Here is a 22,012-nt window from a genome sequence, read left to right as displayed (position 1 = left end):
GTCAAACGAGCTAGGCTTGGGCCAGTAAAGCTTCAATTTTGCTTCCCAAAGCCAATAATTGATGATCCTGCCCCTCAGCCGCTACGAACTGAACGGCAAGCGGCAAGCCCTGATCACCTTTTCCAAAAGGCAATCCCAGGCAAGGCACACCAATCGTTGTCCAGGTGCGATTGAACATCGGCGACCCAGTTCCATTCTCGGTAAGCGGCGCCTCACCAGGAGAGGCCAGCGTCAACACTGCATCGAGGCCTTTGGTGGCCTGTGCGAACATCTGTCGGCAGCGTTCTGCATGCTCGCGCTCAGCTTTGAACTGTTCAGCCGTGATCTGCAGACCAAACTCGATCATGGCAACCGTCAAATCCCCCAGCGGCGCTTTGTTTCTGTAGAGCTTTTCATAGAAACGGCTCATTTCATAGCTCATGATCATGCGATTGGACTCGCCCAGAGCGATGAAGTCTTTGGGAGGTAACTCAACATTCACGAACTCGACACCATGCTTGCTCAGTGACTGCTTGGCCCGCTCAAGCGCTTCGCGAGCATCCGCATCAGCCTGTTGCGCTTCAGGACCTGGGAACCAGCCAATTCGGATCGTTCCAGATTTTTCACCAACCGATGAGGGACCTAGCAATACCGAAGCTAGCAACTTCACGTCCTCGACCGAACGACCAAACCAACCCATCGTATCGAGTGTGGATGCCAGAGGATTGACCCCCTCGAGCGAGATTTTTCCACGAGTCGCCTTGAAGCCTACGATGCCACAATAAGCTGCCGGACGAATGGTGGAGCCAGCTGTCTGTGTGCCCAACGCCAATGCCACCATCCCATCGGCCACAGCCGCAGCCGAGCCGCTCGACGAGCCGCCGGGCGTATGCGCAAAATTATGTGGATTGACTGTTGGACCTGCAAACTGGCTCGCAAACTCCGTCGTCACCGTCTTGCCCATCATCAAGGCACCCGCAGCCTTAAGCTGCGTCACGATTGCGGCATCTTTGCCGGGACGATTCCCCACGAATGCTGCAGAACCGTACTCGGTGGGCATGTCCGCTGTGTCGATGATGTCTTTGATACCAATCGCGATGCCAGCGAGTGGGAGTTTTCCTGGTCGGGCCGAAACGGCAGCCAACTGAGCCCGAACGTTATCCGCATCATGCCATTTAAAAGCATGAACCGAGGGCTCGCGCGCCGCGATTCGGCCAAGCTGCGACTCAAGAACTTGCTCGTGCGTCACTTCTCCACGCGCGATGCGTGCTGACGTTTCCGTCACAGTTTGAGCGTAAAGTGCCTTGGGATCTGCGTTGGGGATGGTCGACATGTCGTTGGGCTCCAAATAAAAATATTGAAACCCATCAGACACGAAGATTGCGCTGATGGCAAGAGGTTACGTGCAGGTTACTTACAGATTAAGTGGAGGGTGAAGACGATAAAGGTCGACGACAACTACCTGGCTCTAGAGATACGAACTTCCGCGCCACGTCGCTTGACCTCGAGACCCTCAGAGGGAGAAATCCTCAAGCCCTCGAGCCCTTTGATATAGCTCGAACCTTGCATCTGCATCACGCGTATTTTGTTACGCATGACCACTGGGTTGTGCACCGGCATCCCGAACATCCAGACTTCGTCCAGAATACGGGCTGAGTTGAACTCGCCCGTATGGTTCGCTGTCGGGCCGAGACAGAGCATGTGACCTTCGCGACCAAAAACGGGCAAAGTGCCCAGTCCGCAGGTCACAGTCAACACGGCACCACCCTCATAGCGCCAACCCGTATTGAGGTCCCACCAGGCTTCTCCTTCGGGCAAATAAACCTGAATGTCTTGGCCGGGTTGCATCGCAGGCGCGACCAGCAAGGCGGGTCCAAGCAGATACTGCGTGTCCCAGCGATGCGCTTCGCGATCAGCCGGGAATGACAGGGCCATCGAACGCTGCACGGGCAAGCCTGTGCGTGCGGCATCCTCAATTGCACCCAGTACGTAAGGAATCAAGCGGTAACGCCACTGCAGCCATGTTTGGACGTGCGCGCGCGTTTCTTCATCAAATGCGGTGGGAACCAGCTGTGGGTGTGCCTGAAACGCAAAGTTTCCAGAAAAAACAGCCATCCCCAACCAGCGCAAATACAACTCCGGTGTCATGGACTCCACAGGCGCCAATGCGTTGCCGAGCGCATGCATTTGCACGGGCAAACCGCTCGCACCAATCGAGAGTGCTGAACGCAAGGTTTCCTGCAGACCTGCCCAAGTGTTGGGCACACGCGGAGCGCTTTGCCACAGCAGGCGTTGAGCACCGGGAAATAAATCTGAACTAAAGACAACACCCTCGGGTGGCACCTTGTGACCTGCTACAGCTTCGAACAGAGCGCGTCGTGCCAACGCGGGATACAAAGAACGCAAAACTGCGCCGCTCTCACCACCTCGTGCCACGACATTGTCGGGGATATCGAATTGGACATCACAGGCGGTCGCCCCAACACCCTCTTCGGCCAGATGACGATGACGCTCGGACCAAGTATTCAGCACATCGCGATGAGTCAAATCAAGCAAGGCGAAAGGCTTTCCTGCCGTCGCAGCTACACCGGGAAACACATGGGCCTCACCACTCTCGTTGCAAAGCAACCAGCCGCGATCCTCAAGCTCACCAAATGTGGTTGTATCAATCGCGACCGCTGGGAGAGTATGCATCCCAAGATGGGTGGCGTGTTTAACAAAAGAATCAATCGCTTGTTTTGGACTGGGAAAGCGCTCGGCATCCCACTCAGGTAAGAGTTTGGAGTCCTGATATGTCCAGGCAGAGGGTGGCAACAACAACACGCCATCGACTGCGATGTTCTGTTTGCGGAATTCGGCGATCAGTTCGGCAGTCTGTGCAGCGCTGTGCGTGTCGTGCTGTTCGACCCAGACACCCATTGACCAAAGAGACGGCTGCCCCGCGCGACCCGTAAGTTGAGTGTACTGATTTAATATTTCGCCTGGTTCGGCGGCAAACAAAAACAAGTCCAGTGTTTTGTCTTCGATCGCGATCAGGTACTGGGAAGCGGACTCCGCCCCCAAATCATGCTCGACTCGCGAAAGCGTGTTGACGTAAACACCCCAGCCAGAAGGCCCCCAGGCAAGAGGCAGTGCGCGATGATCGGGCGCATCGGAAATAATGGTCTCGCGTCGACGGTCGAGATCTCCGGAGGTCTCGCCCAAACCAAAAATCTTTTCCTCGCGTGCAAGCTCAAACCCGACTGTCCACAACGCTTCATGAAGGGCGATACCGTTGTCGCAAAGTGACAGTGCTTTTTTACCTAGACGCTGAACTTCGAGCTTGAAAGGGTTGAGCGAAATGTCGAGTGCTGTATCGCCCTGAACCAGGCGCCAGCCTTTGACTGAGCCAGACAAAGGCTCTAAAACAGCTTCGCCAATTGCTTCGGGACGCGCAAGAAGGACGTCTGCGTGCGCTCGCGCACGGTTGCCTGGCAAAATATCAGCAGCAACGGATTCGGCAAGCCCGCAACGGATTCGGAATACACCCGGGGCATGAGGCTCGATGACCAGTTTCATCCCCGCACCCGCGTCGAATACGACCTTCGAAGGAAACGTGTCGACAAGTTTTAGCGATTCTAGGTGCATGTTCAGCGCGTATGAAAAAGCGACTAAGGGCGCTATTTTGGATTCTGTCTAGGTTTGACTAATTTTGTCCATTATATCCCGTTCCAAAGGTAAGGGCTCGCCGCTCAAGGCCGCCGCGATCAGATCACCTGCCAGACTCGACCAAGTCAAGCCTCTCGAAGCAAAACCCGCCGCGACCCACAGGCCCTCTGCCTGCACCCACGGACCCACGGCAGGCAGACGTCCCGGCAGCACCGCGCGCCAACCCGCCCAACCGGCCGTGTTGGCAGCTAGGGTATCGTTCAATGTCGCCGGCAGCTTGGGTTGGCCCAACAAGCTGGAGGCGCGAGCAATATTGTCCAAAGCGCCCTCTAGGCTCGGTTCAATCACCTGAGCGCCATGAACATAGCTGCTTCCGACGATGCAATGCCCTTGCACAGCAGGTAAAACATACCCGTCACCCGACACAATGCAACGAGGCCCACCAACAAGAGCCTCCTGGGGAAGCAGCGTGATTTCACCACCTAGCGCATGCATCCCCGCGAGCCGCTCCCCCGACTCCAGGAGCTGGCTACGCCGTAAGAGACCCTGAGCACCCATAGCGCAAGCCAAAATCAATTGGGGCGCCGCAGCCACCACTTCCCCGTTCGCATCCATCACCTCCCATTGGCCATTGCGTCGAGTGAAGCGCTCCACATGAACATCCAGACGCTCTATATTCGGCGTCTCCAGCAGCACGTCAATGAGCGTTTCGGGCCTGATGCGCGCAGCCGTCGGAAAATAAAGCCCACCCCGATTGAGAGATATGCCGGCAATCTCGCTTGCTTCCGCGGGTTCGACGTAGCGCACCCACTCAGAGGGAAAGCCAAGTCCATCTGCCAGCGCCGCCAAATCCACAATTCGTCCACTCACGCGCTGGAGCTGCAAGGCACCACAGCGCCACAACACATCCTGCCCCACATGAGACCATCGAGCTTGCGCGCGCAAGCTGCCGGCGCGGGACAAGCGTGCCCGGACATCATCGTCACGTGTCACCATCGGAGTCAGAGCGGCAGCGAGATGCCCACCATGCTGTTGAGTGCGCCGTTGCCGCACATCCAGTACCTGCACGCGCCAACCACGCAGAGCAAGCGCATGGGCAATCCCCGCCCCTGCGATCCCTGCGCCTACAACCAAGGCATGTCTTAATCTTGGATCCACTTGGAACTGCTGCACCATCCTGTCAGTCGGGCTGCGCACAAACTTGGCGGGATCCTGATCATGACACCCACGTATAGTCTGGCCATCAGGCAGGGCAAGCAAGACTTGTGCGGGATCACGCGCGATTCGCACTAAGGCGTCATGCCAGACACGGTCGTGCACACCATACAAATGCGGGACAAGATCGCTGAATAAAACAGCATCTACCCATACAGCCAGACGTGGCAGCGTCAACTCAACCGGACCGACCACAAGCGTCAACGTCACCGCCATACCTTCAAAATCCAGACGATGCGTCCCTGGCAGATTGAGGGGCCACTGAGCAACTAACTGCTCAACCAGCGCATGCTGCTCTGGCAAAATTTGCGCGCGTAACCTGGTCCGCAAAGCCTGTGCGTCGATAAGAGTCCGGGTGAGCGCCACCACATGCAAACGCTGTGGACGTGCCGGATCACGCTTCCAGCGCTCCCACAACCCGATAAAAGGAGCCCCTTCTTCAAAGTCACTTTGCAACACGGTGTAGTGAGTTAAGAAGCGCCAGGAATGCGGTAACCCAAGACGTTCATACACACTCATGCAGCATCCCTAAGCGCTCGGCGCAAAATCTTGCCAACCGTGCTTTTAGGTAACTCGTCCCTGAATTCAATATTTTTAGGGCACTTATAACGGCTCAACTGCTGCTGACACCAAGCTTGGATCGTGGCCTCATCCAACAGAGGATCGCGCGGCACGACAAACAACTTCACGACTTCGCCTGATTGTGGATCAGGCACCCCCACCGCGGCGCACTCAAGCACCCCGGGCAATTCACACACCACACTTTCAATCTCATTTGGATACACGTTAAAGCCAGACACAAGAATCATGTCTTTCTTGCGATCGACAATGTAAACAAAGCCCTGCTCATCCATTCGTCCAATATCGCCAGTGCGTAAAAAACCTTCATCGGTCATCACCATCGCGGTCTCGACTGGCGCCTGCCAATAACCCCGCATCACCTGTGGTCCGCGTACGGCAATTTCTCCCTCCTGACCGATTGCCAGGCGGTGACCCTGCTCATCGAGGATACAGACTTCGGTGGAGGGCAAAGGCAAACCAATACTTCCTGAAAACTTTGTCGCATTGGTGGGATTGGCTGCGACCACGGGCGAGGTCTCAGATAACCCATAACCTTCGATCAAAGGACGTCCCGTGATCTTGAACCAGCGCTCGGCGACTGCGCGCTGAATCGCCATCCCACCACCAAAAGCCAGACGCAAAGCTGAGAAATCGAGTTTCGCAAATCGCTCATCGTGAGCCAGCGCATTGAAAAGCGTATTGATACCTGGAAACACATGGGGTGGATCTTCTCGCCACGCCTGAATCAAGGAGGCGCGATCCCTTGGATTGATCACCAATACGCTTTTCATCCCAGCGTGCATGGCATAAAACCCGCAAACCGTCATCGCAAACACATGGTAAAGCGGGAGTGCGGTCAGCATTGTCAACGAACCTGCAAGCAGGTCATGTAATGCCGGGCGCGCAACCGCTTCCACCTGAAGCACATTGGCCACAAGATTGCCATGCGTCAACATTGCCCCTTTGGGCTGACCTGTCGTGCCACCGGTGTACTGCAGAACCGCCAGATCATCGAGATCCAGCTCAGGTTCAACCCAATGTTGCTGACTTCCCAGCTTGATGACCGAGGCCCAAGAGCAAGCCCCTGGCAGTGGTTTTTGGGGTCCAAGCTTGCGCAAATACTTTGCACCCCAATTGATCAAGGTTCCCTTGATAGGACCTAGCATCTCACCTGGAGGCACCACGACGCGATGCTGCAAGTGAGGACAATCCGTCACCAACTCAAGGGTGCCAGCGACACTTTCAAGCACCACAATGGTGCATGCACCACTATCATTGAGTTGTACCGTCAGCTCCCGGGGCGTACAGAGCGGATTGATGTTCACGATGACATGCCCGGCACGTAAAATTCCCACTAACGCGACCAGATATGGCAAAACGTTAGGCATCATCAAGGCAATGCGGGAGCCTTTTGGTAACGCAAGGGTATGCAACCACCCCGCAAAGGCCTGCGCCTGGCGGTCAAGCTCATTAAAACTTAGCTCAACCCCAAAGGAACTGGCAACGGGTCGACTGGCATATTTTTTGCACGCCCGATTCAGCAGGTCAACCAGCGAAATATAGTCATGCGCCGGCACTTCAGCCGGTACGCCTTGAGGATATTGCCTAAGCCAGGGATATTGCATAGTCGGGTTGCTGGTGAGGGTTATTCATGAGTGCCAACTGTTTAGATTGATAATACCGTTAGACATACTTTTTTAAAGTGATTTGCATGAAACTTCTAGAGCCCTTTCTCAACTGGCAGTCCGAAATTCAAGCAATTCGCCGAGATCTTCACGCCCATCCCGAGCTTTGTTACGAGGAAAACCGTACCGCGGATGTCGTGGCCGAAGCGCTCCAAAAATGGGGCATCCCTGTGCATCGCGGACTAGGTGGTACAGGCGTCGTCGGGATCATTGCGGGACGATCCCCGGGCGTTGGGGCGATCGGCCTGCGCGCGGATCTTGATGCCTTGCCCATGCAAGAGCTCAACACTTTCGCCCACGCCAGCCGGCATCCCGGGAAAATGCATGGTTGCGGTCATGACGGCCACACGGCGATGCTTCTGAGCGCTGCCCGCTACCTGGCTCAACATAAAAATTTCGACGGGACTGTCTATGTCATCTTTCAACCTGCCGAAGAAGGCGGTGCGGGCGCGCAAAAGATGATCGAGGACGGCCTGTTCGAAAAGTTTCCCATGCAAGCCGTATTCGGCATGCACAATTGGCCTGGACTGCCTGTTGGCCAATTTGGTCTGACAGCCGGCCCGATCATGGCCTCAAGCAACCAATTTCTCATCAAAGTTCGGGGTAAAGGCGCGCACGGTGGGATGCCACATTTGGGCATCGATCCCGTCATGACGGCCGTTCATATCGCCCAAGCGCTGCAAAGCATCGTGACGCGTAATCGACATCCTCTCGAAGCGGCCGTGCTGAGCATTACCCAGATCCACACAGGAAGTGCGGACAACGTGATTCCGACTGAAGCGGAAATGCGCGGCACTGTCAGGACGTTTTCAATCGAAACGCTGGACATGATCGAACAGCGCATGCGTGAGGTAGTCCAACACTCTGCAGCCGCGATGGGCGCCGAAGCGGACTTTTCGTTTGTGCGCAAATATCCTCCAACGATCAATCATCCCGAAGAATCGGCGTTTTGCGCCGAAGTACTGCGCGAGATCGTGGGTGCCGAGCAAGTCGATGATCACGTCACCCCCACAATGGGTGCCGAAGATTTCGCCTTTATGTTGCAGGAAATCCCAGGGTGCTATGTCTGGATTGGCAATGGACTGGGTGAGCATCGAGACGCAGGCCATGGTCTGGGACCCTGCATGCTGCATAACGGCTCCTATGACTTTAACGACGAGCTCTTGCCTTTGGGTGCGACCTACTGGGTCAAACTCGCCGAAAACTGGTTCGCCCGAAAGTAATCAAACGATCACTTGGTAAGGGTAGATGTATCGGGTTAGTATCACGGTCACTTTCAATCAGCTGGCCGGATAGGTATGTCTCACCCCGCAACTACCGTGGTTTCCCTTTGGCGCGACAGGATTAACGGCGTTCTTTTTGTTGGCCTGCTTGCCGCAGCCGTGACCCAACTCGCCGGCATTGCTTTTGTCAAAGCCCTCGGTTTTAGTCCCCTTGTCGTCGGTATCGTCTGTGGCATGCTTTACGGCAACTTTCTGAGAGGCACAATGCCTGCTGAATGGGGCGTAGGCGTTCACTTCACGGCCAAACGCATGCTACGCGTCGCTGTCGCCTTTTATGGCCTGAACGTCAGCATTCAACAAATCATCGAGGTCGGATTGCCCGGGCTCGTTGTCTCGGTCGGGATCGTCCTGGGTGTGCTGATCATCGGCACACTGGTCGGCACCAAACTGCTCAAGCTTGATCGAGACACCGCGATGCTGACCTCTGCGGGCAGCGCCGTCTGTGGTGCCGCCGCTGTCCTCGCCTTCGAATCGACACTTAAATCCGCCCCTCATAAAGCCGCTGTTGCTGTAGCGACTGTCGTGCTGTTTGGCACGATTTCGATGTTCCTCTATCCAATTCTCTACCAGGCGGGCTGGTTTGATCTGGATCCACGCGCTTTTGGTATTTTTCTAGGTGGTTCAGTTCACGAGGTCGCTCAAGTCGTCGCGTCCGCCAGCAATATCGATGCGGCTACAACAGAGGTCGCCACAATCGTCAAGATGACGCGTGTCGCCTTACTCGTCCCAGTGCTAATTATTCTGGGCATCTGGCTTCAACGCGCGGCGATCGCACAGGCTAAAGCCGGTGCGCCACGACCCAAGCTCCCCATCCCCTGGTTTGCGATTGGCTTTTTAGTTCTCGCACTGATCAACTCAGCAAACATTATTCCTCCAGCCGTGTTGCAAGCCTTGCGCACGCTCGATATTTTCGTCTTGACGATGGCAATGACGGCGCTTGGTATCGAAACCCGCTTTGCTCAAATCCGACAAGCGGGTCCCCGTGTGGTGGCATTGGGCGTGATCCTGTTTATACTGCTTGCATTCGGCGGCTACGCGTTAGTGAAGCTCGTCACCTGAACCATCATGGCGCATTCACATGACGCAAACACCTGTCGAGTCCGCAGCAACTGTTAGGCGCCTTGATCCCGAGGATGCCCAGCTTGCGCTCGCCAAGGTTCAGGACTTATTACATCGACACGAACTCGTTGAAAACCTCGCCCATCGCCAAGAAGGCGACGACCAGCGTGCGGAATTAGTTGAAAGCCTCATTCAGAGACAGCACGAAGCCGAGTTGACCGCTCTGGTCAATGACCTGCATCCAGCCGATATCGCTTTTATCCTGGGTTCCGTTCCAAACGTAGAACGCCAGATGATCTGGCGTCTGGTCAGCGCTGAACACGATGCGGACGTGCTGCTTGAAGTCGATGACTGGGTGCGAGAGTCGCTCATCGAGGCCATGGACCGTCAGGATCTGGTGGCCGCGACCGAGAGCATGGATGCGGACGAGCTCGCAGATCTGGCTCCGGATCTGCCGCCCGATGTTGTGGCCGAGGTTCAAAAAGGCCTGACTGTTGAAGAGCGCGCCCGCCTCATCGAGGCCATGGGTTACCCCGACGACAGCGTCGGCGGCATCATGGACTTTGAGATGGTTCGCGTGCGCGAAGACGTTTCCCTCGAGGTCGTGCTGCGCTATCTCAGACGCTTGCCAGAGTTACCCGACCACACGGACCAAATCTTCGTCGTCAACCGTCAAGACAAGCTTTTAGGGACGCTGAGCCTTTCCTCCCTGCTTGTCAACGAGCCTGAGTCCCAGGTGAGTGAGGTCATGAGTACAGACTACCTGTCGCTCAACCCTCTCGACTCCGATGCCGATGCGGCTGGCGCATTCGAACGTTATGATTTGGTGTCCGCGCCGGTTGTCGATGAGCTCGGTCGTTTGATCGGTCGCGTCACCATCGCCGAAGTCGTGGACGTGATCCGCGAAGACTCCGACGAGCAAGCCCTGTCCCGTGCCGGTATGCAGGACGAAGACATCTTCGCACCTGTTACCCGCGCATTACAAAACCGCGCCCCCTGGCTGCTGCTGAACCTTTGTACTGCGGCGACCGCTTCATTCGTCGCCTCGCGCTTCGAAGATACCGTGAGTACCATCGTCGTCCTCGCGTTCCTGATGTCGATTGTTGCAGGTATCGGTGGCAACTCCGGCAATCAAACCATGACGCTGATTATTCGCGCACTGGCAGTGGGTCGCATCACGGATAAAAACGTCTGGCAACTGTTTCAGCGCGAATTGCTCGTGACCTTCATGGTCGGTTTAGTCGGGAGCGCGATTGCCGCGGTATTCGCCTGGGCGATTTCAGGATCGATTGCGATTGCTCTGGTGATGATGGCCGCCATGATCTGCAATATGCTGATCGGCGCCATGATTGGCGTACTCGTCCCCATCGTGCGTACCCGCTTCGGCAAAGACCCTGCGATGGGGTCTTCCGTGCTGCTGACTTTCGCAACGGACTCTTTGGGTTTCTTTATTTTCCTGGGTCTGGCAACGCTGTTTTTACTTTGACGCGTTGACTTCCAGTTTGACCGCCAGCTTGCGGTTCACATGCGTGCTGATGCGCGCGGCATCGATGCCATACACGTGGATGGATACCGCCGTTGGCTTTTGCTCGTTGCCCAGGCGATGGATAAAGTCCATCCCACCATGACCGCATACGCTCTGACCTGCGAGCCGATCGACTCGATTGAACAAGTAAGCCTGCTCAACTGACCGGTCCCACTCAAAGTGGCCTTCGACCAAAGCACCCTGTAGTACCCGATACGCGCACCAGGTGTAATGTGCATGCACTGGACTCGCCTGACCCTCTTCCCAGCGCAGCGCAACAACCGTAAACATACCCGACGGATCAGAATGCAACACATGACGTGTATAAGTTTGTGCGGAGCAGGGCATGGACAGAACTTTGGACACGAGTCGTTCGGTCACAACGGGATTTAAGGCATGATTTAAAGCCTGGCGCACACGATAGGGAACGAGATCCGCCTCACCGAGGCAAGCCGTCTGAATCGCTGTGGATAGCCCCGCCACATGCAAGTCCAGCAATGATTCAGTGGACTCTGCCTGAACAAAGGTTCTGGACACTGGCGCGGTCTGAAGCGAGGACGAAATCAGCATGAGTTCTGGCCTAGATAAAAAGATCTCTCATCATAGGATCTCAGACTGAGAAAATATTTGCTATTTATCTCACAAACTATTACAAATTAGTAATAGTTTCTAAAAATTATTGAAAATTTAGATTAATCATGCAAATAGATAAGAAAGACCGAGAAATTCTGCGTCTGATGCAAGAAGACGCAAGCATTTCCCTCGCTGAGCTGGCAAGCGCTGTGAATCTGACACCGACCCCGTGCTGGAGGCGACTTCAAAAGCTCCAAGAAGAAGGCATTATCAAAAAGCAGGTTGCGCTTTGCGACGCGCGTAAACTGAACATTGGACTGACGACCTTCGTCACTATCAGAACCAGTCAGCACAATGAAAAATGGATGAAACGGTTTGTGGATGGTGCGACCAGCATCCCCGAGATCGTGGAAATCTACCGTTTGAGCGGGGATGCGGATTATTTACTCAAGATCGTCGTGCCGGATATCGATCGCTATGACAGTGTGTACAAACGGCTGATACGCTCCGTTGAACTGCTGGATGTCAGCTCTGCCTTTGCGATGGAAACCATCAAATGCACCACGGCACTGCCGCTGGACTATGCGAGCTGATCTTTTTCAGCTTGATCTTCTGGAAGCTCTGATACCCAGGCTTGCGCGAGTGTATACGTCACTGCAAGCGCGACTGGTCCGACAAAAATACCGATCAAACCAAAGCTGAGCAAACCGCCGATCACACCAACAAAGATCAATAGCAAGGGTAAGTCAGCACCTCGACGAATCAACATGGGGCGGACAAAGTTATCCATGGAGACCACGACAATGCTCCAGACGAGCAAAAATATCGCCCAACCATGATCGCCTTGCCAGTACATCCAGGCAACTGCGGGAAACAGTACGAGACTTGGTCCAGCCTGCGCGATGCACAGCATCAACATCAGTGCGGACAAGACCGCGGCGAAGGGCACACCCGCAATCACCAGGCCCAGTCCTCCCAGTCCTGTCTGCAAAATGGCGGTCACACCAACACCCAGCGCAACCGCGCGAATGGCTTGACCTGCCAGCACGATCGAACTCACTCCACGATCACCTGCCAAACGACGTCCGAGACGACGCACCATCTGCGCAGCATCCTCGCCCGAGCTATAGAAAATGGCCGCAATCAAGACAACCAGGAAAAACTGCAACAACATGCCACCCAAACCACCAAACTGTCCTAACAGCCACTTGCCAGCCGAACTCGCATAGGGGCTCAGGTATTCGACAAAACTATTAAACCCGCCTGAACTCAATTTCTGCCAAAACTCTGAAATCTTTTCACCGACGAGTGGAATGTGAACAACCCATTCCGGTGGCGCAGGCAGACCTTTGTTGGACAACCCCTGTCCAAACTCCATCAAGTCATGAGAGTGTTCAGCGATCGTACTAATCGCCCACCAGAGCGGCATCACCAACAATAACAACATACCAATCGTCATGACGAGAACAGCGGGACTGCGCCGATTGCCAAACAGGCGCTCCAGAGCCTTAAGCCAAGGCCAGGTCGCCACCACAATCATCGTCGCCCACACCGTCGCGGCCAAGAAAGGTCGAAGCACCCAAAAACAGAGCGCAATCAGACCCACTACCAGAATGGCCGCCAGAATGTTGCGTGTTAAGTCATGTTGCATTGAATCCAACCCTGGCGATAATAGATTGTCATTAGCTCAAGTCAACTGACCATGGCAGTGCTTGTATTTTTTCCCACTGCCGCACGGGCAAGGGTCATTGCGACCGATCTTGGGTGCCGTATTACGCAAAGTGCCTGGATGCTCTTCAGCGACAGCTCTGCTCGAGGTCTGACTCTCCTCAGAGGGCGCCTCTGCGTAATCAGTATGCCGGTACTGAATATTCTGCATCTGGGCTGCACGCTCCGCCTCGCGCTCAGCTTGTTCAACTTCCTCTTGGGTCTGGATGCGCACAGTCATCAGGACTTTCATGACATCGTCACGCACACGGTCCAACATACCGGAGAATAATTCGAACGCTTCGCGTTTATATTCTTGCTTGGGGTTCTTTTGCGCATAGCCACGCAAATGAATACCCTGACGCAAATGATCCAGCGCGGACAGATGCTCGCGCCATTGAGTGTCCATCACCTGCAACATGATTGAACGCTCAAAGCCCGCCCACGACTCCGCTCCAACCGCCGAAACTTTCTGTTGATACGAAGCTTGAGCGGCCTCTAGGACTTTTTCAAGAATATCTTCCTCGGTGATACTCTTGGATTCGCGAATCATATCCTTGAGTGGCAAAACGATTTGCCAGTCCGCCTCAAGCGCCATTTGCAGCGCGTCAATATCCCACTGCTCCTCGACAGAACCTGCCGGCACATAACGGGCCACCAGATCGGTGAAGGTGCCGTTGCGTAAGTTATCAATTGTCTCGGAGATCGATTGCGCCTCAAGCACTTCGTTGCGTTGCGCGTACAGGACTTTGCGCTGGTCATTCGCCACATCGTCATATTCGAGCAATTGCTTGCGCACATCGAAGTTGCGGCCCTCAACCTTGCGCTGAGCGGTTTCAATCGAGCGCGACACCATGCCCGCTTCGATCGGCTCACCCTCTGGCAACTTCAGGCGATCCATAATCGCCCGCACGCGATCGCCCGCGAAAATCCGCATGAGAGGATCTTCGAGCGACAAATAAAAACGTGACGAACCAGGATCACCTTGGCGTCCGGCACGACCGCGCAACTGGTTATCGATTCGTCGAGATTCGTGACGCTCCGTACCAATGATGCGCAAACCACCCGCTGCTTTGACTTGCTCGTTCAAGGGCAACCACTGTGCACGAATCGTCTCGATCTGCGCCGTCTTTTCCGCATCGCTCAGCGCTGCGTTTTCACGGACATTTTCAATCAGTTTTTCGATACTGCCACCCAGCACAATATCCGTGCCGCGGCCAGCCATGTTGGTCGCAATCGTAATGTTGCCGGGCTTACCCGCCTGAGCAACAATTTCAGCTTCACGCGCATGCTGCTTCGCATTGAGCACCTCGTGACGCAAGCCAGCCTTGGTCAGCAAACCTGAGAGAAGTTCAGAATTTTCAATGCTAGTCGTGCCGACGAGTACCGGCTGTCCGCGCTCCTGGCAGTCACGGATGTCAGCCAAAATCGCGTTGAACTTTTCAGCTGCTGTTTTGAAAATCTGATCGTTTTGATCGGCACGCACCATCGGACGATTGGTCGGCACAATCACGGTTTCCAATCCGTAAATTTCCTGAAACTCGTATGCTTCGGTGTCGGCCGTACCCGTCATGCCACCAAGCTTCTCGTACATGCGGAAATAATTCTGGAACGTGATCGACGCCATCGTCTGATTCTCGTTTTGAATCTGCACGCCTTCTTTGGCTTCGACAGCTTGATGCAGGCCATCTGACCACCGGCGGCCCGCCATCAGACGACCTGTGAATTCGTCCACGATCACCACCTCGCCATCCTGCACGACATAATGCTGGTCGCGATGGAACAGGTTGTGTGCGCGCAAGGCCGCCATCAGGTGATGCATCAGCGTGATATTGCGGGCCTCATACAAAGACTGACCAGTCGGCAGCAAGCCTAGCTCTGTCAAGATTTCCTCGGCACGCTCATGCCCGGACTCCGAGAGATACACCTGATGATTTTTCTCATCCACCCAGAAATGCCCTTCGGGCTCCGGCTCTTGTGGCTTGGGCTCTGTCGCCATCCGCTGCAGCATCGCAGGCACCACATTCACACGCACATACATCTCGGTGTGATCTTCAGCCTGTCCTGAAATAATCAAAGGCGTACGCGCCTCATCGATCAGGATCGAATCCACCTCGTCAACAATCGCGAACACCAAGCCACGCTGACGGCGGTCTTCGACGCGGTGCTCCATGTTGTCGCGCAAATAATCAAAGCCAAATTCGTTGTTCGTGCCGTACGTGATGTCTGCGCGATAAGCGGCGATTTTTTCTTCGTTGCTCTGCTGAGGCACGACAACCCCTACGGACAAGCCGAGGAAGTTGTAGAGACGCCCCATCCAGCCCGCATCGCGTCTTGCCAGATAGTCGTTGACCGTGACAACATGCACGCCGCGCTGAGTCAGCGCATTCAGATACACCGGCAACGTCGCCATCAAGGTTTTACCCTCTCCGGTGCGCATCTCGGCGATTTTTCCGCTGTGCAACACCATGCCACCAATCATTTGCACATCAAAATGCCGCATGCCAAACACACGCACACTTGCTTCGCGCACCACAGCAAAGGCCTCGGGGATCAGAGCATCTAGGGAGGTACCTGACTTGATGCGCTCCCGGAAACTGTCCGTTTTTGCCCGTAACTCATCATCTGACAACGCCTGCATCTGTGGTTCAAGCGCATTGATTTGCTCGACCTGACGCTTTAGTTGCTTGAGGATACGATCGTTACGACTACCGAAGATTTTTTTAAGCAAAGAAAACATGCGAATAGGACCTGTTCGGACCCGCACCTTGCGACGCGAGGCTGACTAAGAAAGTGTTAGGGCAATGTATGCCTAATAAGCCTTCGAGTTTAACGCACGCGTGGCTGCCATGTAATCGAGGATGACCCTGTTACCGGGCGTGCTGTTGCAACAGGGGCGTTCATCGGCTGCCCTGCAAGAAAAGCCCTCGGATCCAGAGGCCTATCGTCTTTGCGCACTTCAAAATGCAAATGCGGTCCTGTCGACAAGCCTGTCGAACCCACACGTGCGATCAGTTGCCCGCGCGTCACCACTTCGCCTTCTTTGACCAGAACGACCTTGGCGTGGGCATAACGGGTCATCAGCCCTTCCCCGTGATCGATTTCAACCATATTTCCATAGCCCCGGTGCACAGTCACCGTGCGGACAACGCCTCCCGCAGCAGAGCGAATGGGCGTACCGTGGGGAGCACTGAAATCGAGCCCCTCGTGCATGCTCATCTGTCCATTAAAGGGGTTACGGCGCCAACCATAAGAGGAACTCAGGTAAGGGTAGGACTCAATGGGCATTGCTGTGGGCAAACGGGCAACGCTCGCCGCCTGCTGCGTCACGGCCAAATCCAGCATCGACAAATAGTCTCCCTGCCTGGACAGGCTTTTTTGCAACCAGTTTATTTCGCCCTCAAGTTGTGAAAATGGGGGCGCCCTCGTTTCAGAGGCAGGCACCCAGAGATCGTCCAGCACAACTGTCGCCTCAGGTGACTCCGGAACGATCGTAATGTCCTGATCTGGAAGTCCCGCGACTTTGGCAACACGCTGACCCAGACCATCGAGTCGCGCGACAGTCGCCTGTAGTTCACCCACTTTGGTGGCGAGCTGACGCATCGCCTGGGCGTCAGGAATGGCAGAAGACGGGGGAACGGACGAGACTTGAAGAGGAGGCTGAACCTCGGGACGGGCAGTCCATACCAATCGCTGCAAGGCCGCCCCCAGCACCAGTGCTCCCACCAATAAAAGGCCTACTATCAGGATCAGTCGGCTTACACTAATCGTGATGGGCGCATACTGCCCCTGCCGTGAAGGCATAATAATCAACTTCATCTGACAATCCTTTACACATGGTCGCTCCCCCAACTCGCCGATCGCGCACCTCCGGGCAATCTGGCAGCACCCATTTGATCGGGTGGCTGGGTCACGACTCGCAATCTGCCAGCGTACTGGCGACTGCACAAATGCATCTCAAAATGCGCAGTGCGGTGGTCGGCGCTCTGCCGGCCAACATGCGCGGCGCGTTCGAGATCATCAAACTCGAGAACCAAGTGCTGACACTGATGGTTTCGAGTGCTGCGTTTGCTGCAAAGTTCCGTCAATTAGCCCCCAGGGTGACTCTGCATATGCAGACGGCGGGCTGGAACATTGCCGAGATTAAGTTAAAAGTTCAAGGAGGCCTCGGGTTACCCGAGGTCGTTAAACCACCAAGAGAAGCCCGCACACTTGATCAAACGGACTTGAAAGCGTTCGAGGAGTTACGTTCAGCGCTCAGACCTGGCCCCCTCGCAAACGCGGTCGCCAAGCTATTAAGACACCATCAGGGCACTAAGCCAGCTTCCATTCCTGTTGAAACGCAGCCGGAGCATCCGCCTGAGAAGAATAAGTAACGATTTCCCAGGCATCTTTTTGCGCGAGCAAACTCAAAGCAAGCTGGTTATTGAGCGCATGACCTGACTTGCAGGCGACATAACGCGCGACCAAAGGCTTGCCAATCAAATACAAGTCGCCCACAGCATCCAATATCTTGTGTTTGACGAACTCGTCGTCGTAACGCAATCCATCCGAATTCAGCACGCGGTACTCGTCCATCACAATCGCGTTATCAAGGCTTCCGCCACGCGCCAAACCCATCGAGCGTAATGCTTCAACTTCGTTGACGAAACCAAACGTGCGTGCGCGTGCGATCTCTTTTACATAAGACTGCGTCGAAAAATCGATTTCCGCAAAATTCGAGGTTGAATTGATGGCGGGATGACGAAAATCGATCGAAAAAGCGAGAGCAAAGCCGTCATATGGCTCAAGCCTGGCCCATTTGGCCTGAGGCCCCTCTCCCTCGCTCACCTCAACAGTCTTGAGGACGCGCAAAAATTTCTTCGGTGCGTTTTGCTCTTCGATACCTGCGGAGCGCAGGAGATAAATAAAAGTCGCAGCGCTGCCATCCATAATAGGGACTTCTTCGGCGGTCAAATCGACATGGAGATTATCGATTCCCAGCCCTGCCAGTGCAGACATCAAGTGCTCGACCGTGGATACCCTGCCAGCGCCCTCTCCGAGCACGGAAGCCATGCGCGTATCACGCACCATAGCCGCCTGAGCGGGAATATCAACCACCTCGGGCAAATCTACCCGGTGAAAGACAATCCCCGTATCCGGCGCAGCTGGACGCAGCGTCAGCTCGACCCGACGGCCAGAGTGCAGACCGACACCAGTCGTCTTAACGAGATTTTTAAGCGTGCGTTGGCGAAACATAAATCGAAGCTAATTCCTTGAAAACTAGCACTATTGTAGCGTTTTTGTCGATTGTTGCACTGCAATTTTCAGACGACAATGCACCCGAGCTTGGGGAAGCCCGGGTGCGACGCCAAAACCCTCAAGAGGCTTTAGGCATAGGGAGTCAGTTTTTATCCCCGATTAGTCTGCCTGACGACGCAAGAAAGCAGGAATGTCATAGTGCTCCATTCCAGCCGTTTCCAGAGCGCGCACTTGGGCTGTCGCCTGTGTGCGTGGATTACGCAACACGGATGGCACGCCAAGATCCTGACCATTGCCAACCGGCATATTGTCAGTACCCGTGCGCTGCATCTCCATCGGCTCAGACACCAGAACGGGACGGCTTTGCGCACGGCCCAATCCAGTCGCCACAACTGTCACACGCAGGTTGTCGCCCATCGAATCGTCATAAGCCGTACCAAAGATCACTGTCGCTTCTGGCGAGGCAAAGCCGCTGATGTGATCCATGATCGCGCGCGTCTCTTTCATCTTAAGCGAGCTGCTTGCTGTGATGTTGACCAGCACACCGCGGGCACCATTCAAGTTGACGCCCTCGAGCAATGGACATGCCACGGCCTGTTCGGCGGCAATCTTGGCACGATCCGGACCAGAGGCCATCGCAGTGCCCAGCATCGCCTGTCCCTGCTCACCCATAATCGTCTTGACGTCTTCAAAGTCGACGTTCACGTTACCTTCAACGTTGATGATTTCGGCGATACCGGCGCAAGCATTGTGCAAGACATCGTCCGCAGCCTTGAAGCAGTCAGCCTGGGTGGCATCCTCGTCCATCAGCTCGTAGAGATTTTCATTCAACACGACGATCAGTGAGTGGACATACTTTGACAATTCATTGATGCCGTCTTCGGACATCTTCATGCGCTTGGCGCCTTCGAAAGAGAAAGGCTTGGTCACGACACCGACTGTCAAAATTCCCAGCTCCTTGGCGACCTCGGCAACCACCGGACCTGCGCCCGTACCTGTGCCACCACCCATACCCGCGGTAATGAACACCATATTGGCGCCATTGAGTGCCGCACGGATCTCCTCGCGCGCCAGCTCTGCTGCTGCGCGACCTTGGTCGGGCTTGGCACCCGCGCCCAAACCAGTGCGACCCAGACGGATCTGAACAGGCGCATTTGTGGCAGCCAATGCTTGCGCATCCGTGTTGCAACAAATGAAATCGACGCCCTGAACACCAGAACGAATCATATGCGAGACAGCATTGCCACCCGCGCCACCGACACCGACCACTTTGATCACTGTGCCTTTATTTGCGTTATCTAACATTTCAAACATCATGATTGACTCCCTCAAGTCTTAAACTTCAAACGTTTCTAAATTCCCCAAACTACCTTTAGAAATCGTTTCAAACTCGGTGCCGACGGCGTCCGCACCGGGCTTGAAACATCTCCTCCTCAGGCCGAATCGCAATATTGCTCATCGACTTGTTTGATGTCCGAAGACATCAATTCAGTGCATAAACCATTCTTTCATGCGCGCAAGAATAGCTTTAAAACTTCCTGACTGCTGCGTAAATTTTCGACCCCGCAAACGCTGCATGCGTGCCTCGCCCAACAGACCCATCACCGTTGAAAATCTGGGACTGCGCATCACATCGGCCAAACTGCCGTCATACTCGGGAACCGCTACGCGCACAGGTTTTAAAAAGACGTCTTCTGCCAGCTCAACCATACCGGGCATCATCGACGTGCCGCCTGTCAGCACGACGCCGGAGGACAGCAAGTCTTCATAACCCGACTCGCGGATCACTTGCTGGACTAGGCCGAACAGTTCCTCGACGCGAGGTTCAATGACCGCGCCCAGCGCTTGACGTTTGACCTGGCGCGGACCGCGATCACCGAGTCCGGGCACCTCGACCACCTCGTCGGGACTGGCGAGCACTTGTTTGGCGACACCGAAGCGCAGCTTGATGTCCTCGGCATCTGGAGTTGGCGTACGCAGCATCGCCGCGATGTCACTCGTGATTTGATCGCCCGCGATCGGTAATACTGCGGTGTGACGAATAGCACCACCTGTATAAATCGCAACATCTGTCGTACCGCCGCCGATATCAATCAGCACAACGCCCAATTCTTTTTCGTCCGCAGTCAAACACGCCAGACTCGAAGCCAGGGGCTGCAAAATCAAATCCTGAACTTCCAATCCGCAGCGACGCACACACTTCACAATGTTTTGAGCAGCGCTTACAGCACCTGTCACGATGTGCACTTTGACTTCGAGACGCAACCCACTCATTCCAATCGGTTCGCGGATATCCTCTTGTCCATCCACGATGAATTCTTGCGTCAACACATGCAAGACTTGCTGATCTGTAGGAATATTGACAGCCTTCGCGGTTTCAATCACGCGCGCCACATCAGTCGCTGTCACTTCTTTGTCCTTGACCGCAACCATGCCACTCGAGTTAAAGCTGCGGATATGGCTTCCGGCGATACCGGTGTACACATCCCGAATCTTGCAGTCCGCCATGAGCTCAGCCTCTTCGAGCGCGCGCTGAATGGAGTTCACAGTGGTCTCGATATTGACCACCACTCCTTTGCGCATGCCTCTGGACTCATGTTGGCCCAAGCCAAGCACTTCAAAACGTCCCTCTGGCAGTACCTCGGCTACCACAGCAACTACTTTGCTGGTGCCGATATCGAGGGCGACGATCAGATCCTTGATGTCACGGGTCATGGCGTTATCGTTTCTTCTTGAGTTGAGGGTTTTCGGGTAAGGCTGCAAGTGTGAGTGCAAAGCCATTGGGATAGCGCAGGTCGGCGTGCGTGACCGCACGATCGCCAATTTTTTGAGTGGCCTGAGGCAGAGCCTGAACAAAACGCTGAATGCGAGCCGCAAATGGCAAGGCACCTGGAATGCCGCCTTGTGGATCCGGCGCATCCGCACCCGGATCGCGTCCAAGCGCCAAGGTCATGCCGTTCGAGAGCGTGACCTGCCAAGCCAAGCGGTCGCTGAGCGAAAGTTTTTGCACGGTGACATCCAAAGGCGCAAACCAGCGCTCGAGCTCCGCATAACGATTGACAACCAGACCTTCCTTGCCCTCGGGACCTTCGAACTGAGGAAGCGCCACATCGTCGTCGAGCTCGCCCTGGTTGGCCGTAAACACCTGCCCCCACGTATTGATCATCTGACTGTCGTTCCAGAGCGCGAATGGCTGCTGCTCTTCGATCGTCACTCTGATCGCATTGGGCCAAATACGACGCACGGAAGCCGATCGTACCCAAGGCGCCTCTTCGAATACGCGCTGCGCCTCGGCGAGGTTGATCGTGAAAAAGTTGCCCGTGAGATTGCCGGCAATCGCATTTTGGATGCTCGCGGGTGTCACGTAATGCAGAGTCGTATTGGGTGCCGGTTCGATTTCGATCGCCTGCAAATCGAACTGTGGTCGTTGAATCAGCCAATAGATCCCTCCGGCCAGCATGGCCAGCACTGCCAGCACCGCGAGGGTGTTGGCGAGTCGGTTGATCGTACGGGCTTCGTTCCACACAAATAACTCC

At 55.1% G+C, this 22,012-nt stretch carries 17 protein-coding genes; 5 read left to right on the top strand and 12 right to left on the bottom strand.

Translation table 11 applies throughout. The features are described 5' to 3' along the window. Positions 1–10 precede the first annotated feature (10 nt). The 4 genes from QWY30_RS09750 to QWY30_RS09735 all read right to left on the bottom strand — a co-directional run bounded on the left by QWY30_RS09750 (position 11) and on the right by QWY30_RS09735 (position 7,028). Positions 11–1,312: an amidase gene (locus QWY30_RS09750; RefSeq protein WP_290240536.1), complete on the bottom strand. Its 1,302-nt coding sequence runs from the start codon at positions 1,310–1,312 to the stop codon at positions 11–13. Positions 1,313–1,437: 125 nt separating this feature from the next. Further along, positions 1,438–3,606 (bottom strand): glycoside hydrolase family 31 protein, encoded by a 2,169-nt coding sequence (locus QWY30_RS09745; protein ID WP_290240535.1) that lies wholly within the window; start codon positions 3,604–3,606, stop codon positions 1,438–1,440. A gap of 48 nt (positions 3,607–3,654) precedes the next feature. Then, a complete protein-coding gene (gene mnmC1, locus QWY30_RS09740) occupies positions 3,655–5,361 on the bottom strand; it encodes an FAD-dependent 5-carboxymethylaminomethyl-2-thiouridine(34) oxidoreductase MnmC1 (RefSeq protein ID WP_290240534.1) in 1,707 nt (568 codons plus the stop codon). After that, positions 5,358–7,028: an AMP-binding protein gene (locus QWY30_RS09735; RefSeq protein ID WP_290240533.1), complete on the bottom strand. Its 1,671-nt coding sequence runs from the start codon at positions 7,026–7,028 to the stop codon at positions 5,358–5,360. Before QWY30_RS09735 ends, mnmC1 begins: the two co-directional genes overlap by 4 nt. A gap of 86 nt (positions 7,029–7,114) precedes the next feature. Here QWY30_RS09735 and QWY30_RS09730 point away from each other — a divergent pair, with 86 nt between their 5' ends. The 3 genes from QWY30_RS09730 (at position 7,115) to mgtE (ending at position 10,916) form a co-directional block, all read left to right on the top strand. Then, positions 7,115–8,311 carry a M20 aminoacylase family protein gene (locus QWY30_RS09730; protein ID WP_290240532.1) on the top strand — a complete coding sequence of 399 codons (1,197 nt, stop codon included), beginning with the start codon at positions 7,115–7,117 and terminating at the stop codon, positions 8,309–8,311. Between the two features lie 75 nt (positions 8,312–8,386). Next, on the top strand, positions 8,387–9,430 hold the full coding sequence (locus QWY30_RS09725) for a YeiH family protein (protein ID WP_290240531.1): 1,044 nt from the start codon (positions 8,387–8,389) through the stop codon (positions 9,428–9,430). A 19-nt stretch (positions 9,431–9,449) separates the two neighbouring features. Then, the gene (gene mgtE, locus QWY30_RS09720; protein ID WP_290240530.1) at positions 9,450–10,916 is read left to right on the top strand and encodes a magnesium transporter; all 1,467 of its coding nucleotides are present in this window, start codon (positions 9,450–9,452) and stop codon (positions 10,914–10,916) included. Here mgtE and QWY30_RS09715 read toward each other — a convergent pair. After that, the gene (locus QWY30_RS09715; RefSeq protein WP_290240529.1) at positions 10,908–11,525 is read right to left on the bottom strand and encodes a cysteine dioxygenase; all 618 of its coding nucleotides are present in this window, start codon (positions 11,523–11,525) and stop codon (positions 10,908–10,910) included. The two genes, mgtE and QWY30_RS09715, sit on opposite strands and share 9 nt — an antisense overlap. Before the next feature lie 134 nt (positions 11,526–11,659). Between QWY30_RS09715 and QWY30_RS09710 the strand changes: the two genes are divergently transcribed. Next, positions 11,660–12,121: an Lrp/AsnC family transcriptional regulator gene (locus tag QWY30_RS09710; RefSeq protein WP_290240731.1), complete on the top strand. Its 462-nt coding sequence runs from the start codon at positions 11,660–11,662 to the stop codon at positions 12,119–12,121. On the opposite strand, the gene ydiK is transcribed toward QWY30_RS09710, so the two are convergent. From ydiK to QWY30_RS09695, 3 genes are all read right to left on the bottom strand, one after another. Beyond that, the gene (gene ydiK, locus QWY30_RS09705; RefSeq protein ID WP_290240527.1) at positions 12,109–13,179 is read right to left on the bottom strand and encodes an AI-2E family transporter YdiK; all 1,071 of its coding nucleotides are present in this window, start codon (positions 13,177–13,179) and stop codon (positions 12,109–12,111) included. The genes QWY30_RS09710 and ydiK overlap by 13 nt on opposite strands. Before the next feature lie 36 nt (positions 13,180–13,215). Continuing rightward, positions 13,216–15,975, bottom strand: coding sequence for a preprotein translocase subunit SecA (gene secA / locus QWY30_RS09700; protein ID WP_290240525.1), 2,760 nt, complete (start codon positions 15,973–15,975; stop codon positions 13,216–13,218). An 89-nt stretch (positions 15,976–16,064) separates the two neighbouring features. Next, positions 16,065–17,054 carry a M23 family metallopeptidase gene (locus QWY30_RS09695; protein ID WP_290240524.1) on the bottom strand — a complete coding sequence of 330 codons (990 nt, stop codon included), beginning with the start codon at positions 17,052–17,054 and terminating at the stop codon, positions 16,065–16,067. Positions 17,055–17,071: 17 nt separating this feature from the next. Here QWY30_RS09695 and QWY30_RS09690 point away from each other — a divergent pair, with 17 nt between their 5' ends. Then, a complete protein-coding gene (locus tag QWY30_RS09690) occupies positions 17,072–17,611 on the top strand; it encodes a DUF721 domain-containing protein (RefSeq protein WP_290240522.1) in 540 nt (179 codons plus the stop codon). On the opposite strand, the gene lpxC is transcribed toward QWY30_RS09690, so the two are convergent. The 4 genes from lpxC to QWY30_RS09670 all read right to left on the bottom strand — a co-directional run bounded on the left by lpxC (position 17,550) and on the right by QWY30_RS09670 (position 22,002). Next, positions 17,550–18,473, bottom strand: coding sequence for a UDP-3-O-acyl-N-acetylglucosamine deacetylase (lpxC, locus tag QWY30_RS09685; RefSeq protein ID WP_290240521.1), 924 nt, complete (start codon positions 18,471–18,473; stop codon positions 17,550–17,552). The genes QWY30_RS09690 and lpxC overlap by 62 nt on opposite strands. Positions 18,474–18,635: 162 nt before the next feature. Beyond that, positions 18,636–19,796: a cell division protein FtsZ gene (ftsZ, locus tag QWY30_RS09680; RefSeq protein WP_290240729.1), complete on the bottom strand. Its 1,161-nt coding sequence runs from the start codon at positions 19,794–19,796 to the stop codon at positions 18,636–18,638. A 168-nt stretch (positions 19,797–19,964) separates the two neighbouring features. After that, a complete protein-coding gene (gene ftsA, locus QWY30_RS09675; RefSeq protein WP_290240518.1) occupies positions 19,965–21,191 on the bottom strand; it encodes a cell division protein FtsA in 1,227 nt (408 codons plus the stop codon). Between the two features lie 4 nt (positions 21,192–21,195). Further along, positions 21,196–22,002: a cell division protein FtsQ/DivIB gene (locus tag QWY30_RS09670; protein WP_290240516.1), complete on the bottom strand. Its 807-nt coding sequence runs from the start codon at positions 22,000–22,002 to the stop codon at positions 21,196–21,198. Between the last annotated feature and the right edge of the window lie 10 nt (positions 22,003–22,012).

The organism is Zwartia panacis (assembly GCF_030410395.1).
GTDB lineage: Bacteria > Pseudomonadota > Gammaproteobacteria > Burkholderiales > Burkholderiaceae_B > Zwartia > Zwartia panacis.
Note: the sequence above shows the minus strand (reverse complement) of the source record. Positions and strands in the feature narration are given on the sequence as shown.

What these genes read in the sequence shown, in the direction of transcription:
- QWY30_RS09735 (WP_290240533.1), bottom strand. Translation starts at nt 7,028, where the DNA reads ATGCAATATCCCTGGCTTAGGCAATATCCTCAAGGCGTACCGGCTGAA.
- mnmC1 (WP_290240534.1), bottom strand. Translation starts at nt 5,361, where the DNA reads ATGAGTGTGTATGAACGTCTTGGGTTACCGCATTCCTGGCGCTTCTTA.
- QWY30_RS09730 (WP_290240532.1), top strand. Translation starts at nt 7,115, where the DNA reads ATGAAACTTCTAGAGCCCTTTCTCAACTGGCAGTCCGAAATTCAAGCA.
- lpxC (WP_290240521.1), bottom strand. Translation starts at nt 18,473, where the DNA reads ATGTTTCGCCAACGCACGCTTAAAAATCTCGTTAAGACGACTGGTGTC.
- QWY30_RS09695 (WP_290240524.1), bottom strand. Translation starts at nt 17,054, where the DNA reads ATGAAGTTGATTATTATGCCTTCACGGCAGGGGCAGTATGCGCCCATC.
- ftsA (WP_290240518.1), bottom strand. Translation starts at nt 21,191, where the DNA reads ATGACCCGTGACATCAAGGATCTGATCGTCGCCCTCGATATCGGCACC.
- QWY30_RS09715 (WP_290240529.1), bottom strand. Translation starts at nt 11,525, where the DNA reads ATGCTGATTTCGTCCTCGCTTCAGACCGCGCCAGTGTCCAGAACCTTT.
- secA (WP_290240525.1), bottom strand. Translation starts at nt 15,975, where the DNA reads ATGTTTTCTTTGCTTAAAAAAATCTTCGGTAGTCGTAACGATCGTATC.
- QWY30_RS09745 (WP_290240535.1), bottom strand. Translation starts at nt 3,606, where the DNA reads ATGCACCTAGAATCGCTAAAACTTGTCGACACGTTTCCTTCGAAGGTC.
- QWY30_RS09725 (WP_290240531.1), top strand. Translation starts at nt 8,387, where the DNA reads ATGTCTCACCCCGCAACTACCGTGGTTTCCCTTTGGCGCGACAGGATT.
- QWY30_RS09750 (WP_290240536.1), bottom strand. Translation starts at nt 1,312, where the DNA reads ATGTCGACCATCCCCAACGCAGATCCCAAGGCACTTTACGCTCAAACT.
- QWY30_RS09690 (WP_290240522.1), top strand. Translation starts at nt 17,072, where the DNA reads ATGGTCGCTCCCCCAACTCGCCGATCGCGCACCTCCGGGCAATCTGGC.
- mgtE (WP_290240530.1), top strand. Translation starts at nt 9,450, where the DNA reads ATGACGCAAACACCTGTCGAGTCCGCAGCAACTGTTAGGCGCCTTGAT.
- ydiK (WP_290240527.1), bottom strand. Translation starts at nt 13,179, where the DNA reads ATGCAACATGACTTAACACGCAACATTCTGGCGGCCATTCTGGTAGTG.